Source organism: Streptomyces sp. UNOB3_S3 (assembly GCF_020740895.1).
In the GTDB taxonomy this organism is placed as follows: domain Bacteria; phylum Actinomycetota; class Actinomycetes; order Streptomycetales; family Streptomycetaceae; genus Streptomyces.
Genome location: NZ_JAILXP010000599.1, coordinates 1 through 2,689 on the forward strand (window position 1 = coordinate 1; position 2,689 = coordinate 2,689).

Sequence of the window (2,689 nt, forward strand, 5' to 3'; positions counted from 1 at the left end):
GATTCGGTACGGTGGGGGCGGCGTCCTTTCGGGGTCGCCCGGTGCCGTGCGGGCCGGGAATAACCGTACGGCGCTGATGCAGGAAGGCCCCCGCCCGGACCGAGAATCCAGACGAGGGCCAGAACACCGCACGGGCGTTCAGTTGACCGCCGGTCCCCAAGCTATCTGGGGATCGTCGGTCACCGCCCGATCAGCCACCTCCCGAACTCACGGATCACAAAGTAAATCCGCTCGATCAGAGTCGGCTTACGGTGACGAGCCATTGCCCGCCCTCCTCCACAAAGGCGGCCAAAGATCCCGGTCGACCGCGCCTGTTGGATTCGGGCCGGGCCCCGAGGACGTGGGGCCCGGTCCTTCCTTGGAGGAGGGCGTGCCATTGGCACGCACAGCGACCCTATCGCCCACCTGGTGCCTCAAATGGCCCATAGCGCAGGGCGCTTGGGTCGTACAGGGGGCGCGCGGCGCGCTACGAGGCGACCACCGCACCCTTGCCCGTGGAGCCGGTGAGAGTGCTGATGCCGTTGTAGGTGGCGGTGTAGCCGCGCAGCAGTTGGTCCGCCGTGACGGACACGCCCTCGGCGTCACAGGAGGTGGTACCGAGAAGGCCGGTACGCGCGGTGCACAAGGTCGTGCCGTCGAGCGTGGCGAAGGTGACCGAGGCGCCGGGCAGGTACCGGCCGCCGAAGGTGACCTTGGCGTTCAGGCCCTTCACCCCCAGCGGCGTGCGGGTCAGCTTCGCCTCGCCCGCCTTGAGGCTGGTGGCCGTCACGTGTGCCTTGTCCGCCGCCGCGCACTGCTTGTCCGTGGCGTCCCACACGGAGCCTTCCGGGCACGTCTTGTCGTACCTGATGCCCTTGTAGCAGGAGTAGTAGCGGCTCGGGTCGCTACCGTCGGGCAGCCGCGCGCCCTCGACACCGATGACGACCGGGCACAGCCCGGTGCCCTCGGCGGCCGCGCCGGTCCCGCCGGCGGCGTGAGCCGGCACAGCCGCCCCTCCGAGAGCGAGCGCGACAGCGCCGAGTCCGGTTGCGATACGACGAAGCGGCATGATGTTCCCCCAACGGTGATTGATCACGACAACACACCGAACGTTAGTGATCAGCCACGATCGCCCGCGATAGACCTTTCGGTCAGAACGGGACTCGGCCCGCCTTCAGGGCCACGAGGAGGGCCGCCCAGACGGTGGGGGTGGTGGTGACGACCCGGGCGGGGTCGTCGCTCTCGCGGAGGCGTATGAGACCGCCGGGGGCGGGGGCGATCTCGACGCAGTCGTTGTTCGCCCCCGTACTAAAGGACGACTTGCGCCAGCTTAAGTCTGCCATCTGGGCTTCCTCACGTCGTGGTTAGCGCTGCCGGAGCGGCCCACGGCCTCGCTTTCACGCTCGCGAGGAACATGGACCACGTGGTGGGGTTGGTGGTGATGACCCTTGCAGGGTCATCGCTCTCGCGGAGAAGTATGAGACCGCCGGGAGCCGGGGTCACTTCGAGGCAGGCGCCTTCCGGCCCGGTGCTGAATGACGACTTCCGCCATGCCGGCTGAGACATGTTGCCACCTATCGCAGTTCATGCAGGATGTGCTGGAGCAGACTCAGCGAGTCTCGGGCCTCATGGGCCTCGGGGGTGGCCGTCGGATCGACGGGCGCGAGAGCCATGGAGGCGAGTCGCTCGAACATTCTGGCGTAGTCGGCGACAGCGCTTCCATCCCCGAGGAAGTCCGCACCGATCGGGCGTTCTCGGTACACGGTGTCCAGCTCCGGGGTCGAGCCGCCGTACAAGATGAAGGAACCGCTGTGGGTGGAATACACACCCTTTTCGAAAGGGAAGATCTGCAACGTCACATGAGGCAAGCGGGCGATCTCGATAAGCCTTAGCAACTGCATGCGCATGGTCTTCGCGTCTCCGACCAGCATGCGGAGTCCCGCTTCCGGGATGATCGCGTGATAGCTCCGATGACCACACAGGATCCGTTGCCGATCCAGTCTGAACCGGATCCAGCGTTCCAGGTCGGGGTGGTCACCCGTGATGCTTGAGATCACAGCGCGCGCATAGTCCTCGGTCTGGAGAATGCCCGGGATGACCGATGCCTCGTGAGCCCGAACGCTGATGGAACGTGCCTCCAGCTCCGCCAGGTCGAGGGCGCTTCGGCCCAGCAAATCTTTGTAGGCGTCCCACCAGCCCCTGCCCGATTCCTGGGCCAGCGCCATGAGCCCGTCGAAGTACGGCCCCGGCGGGCAGTCGTACTCACGCAGCAGCATGTAGAGCCGGTTTCTCGACACGTCGAGACGCCCGACTTCGATGTTGCTGATGCGCGCCCGATCGGCCTCCAGCAAGGCAGCCGCCTGATCCGTCGAAATCCCCGACCTCGTCCGCAGCTTGCGCAGCTCCGCCCCGAGTCGACGCTGTCGCTCGCTCGGCTGTTTCCTGGGTGGCATCCATGTCCTCCTCCTCGCTGTCGGCAGTCTGCCGAGGCCCTATCGGACGGATCCATTCCATTCGCTCCGCATCACCCACAAGGGCCAACCGTCCGGTGATTCGTTGCTCGAAGGTAAGACATCTCACTACCGTCGAAGCCCTCATCCGACACACCCCGCAGCGCGGAAGTGCACCCGACCAAACGGCTGTTGGCCGCTGACGCGGGCAACGCCACCGCGCGCGGACGGAGCGAACCCGAGGAGCTGCCCCCATGGCA

General features: G+C 66.5%; 4 protein-coding genes. All 4 read right to left on the reverse strand.

Annotated features, from left to right (window positions below; translation table 11 throughout):
• Positions 1–466: 466 nt before the first annotated feature.
• The 4 genes from K6I33_RS34130 to K6I33_RS34145 all read right to left on the reverse strand — a co-directional run bounded on the left by K6I33_RS34130 (position 467) and on the right by K6I33_RS34145 (position 2,432).
• Positions 467–985: a carbohydrate-binding module family 14 protein gene (locus K6I33_RS34130; protein WP_229358683.1), complete on the reverse strand. Its 519-nt coding sequence runs from the start codon at positions 983–985 to the stop codon at positions 467–469.
• Between the two features lie 145 nt (positions 986–1,130).
• Positions 1,131–1,322, reverse strand: a complete 192-nt coding sequence (locus K6I33_RS34135) for a DUF397 domain-containing protein (RefSeq protein ID WP_229358684.1) — start codon at positions 1,320–1,322, stop codon at positions 1,131–1,133.
• 10 nt (positions 1,323–1,332) lie between these two features.
• Entirely contained in the window at positions 1,333–1,545 is a 213-nt protein-coding gene (locus K6I33_RS34140; RefSeq protein ID WP_229358685.1) for a DUF397 domain-containing protein, read from the reverse strand.
• 8 nt (positions 1,546–1,553) lie between these two features.
• A complete protein-coding gene (locus K6I33_RS34145) occupies positions 1,554–2,432 on the reverse strand; it encodes a helix-turn-helix transcriptional regulator (RefSeq protein ID WP_229358686.1) in 879 nt (292 codons plus the stop codon).
• Positions 2,433–2,689 lie beyond the last annotated feature (257 nt).

Excerpts from the sequence above, each read along its gene's own strand:
- K6I33_RS34145 (WP_229358686.1), bottom strand. The coding sequence starts at position 2,432 with ATGCCACCCAGGAAACAGCCGAGCGAGCGACAGCGTCGACTCGGGGCG.
- K6I33_RS34140 (WP_229358685.1), bottom strand. The coding sequence starts at position 1,545 with ATGTCTCAGCCGGCATGGCGGAAGTCGTCATTCAGCACCGGGCCGGAA.
- K6I33_RS34135 (WP_229358684.1), bottom strand. The coding sequence starts at position 1,322 with ATGGCAGACTTAAGCTGGCGCAAGTCGTCCTTTAGTACGGGGGCGAAC.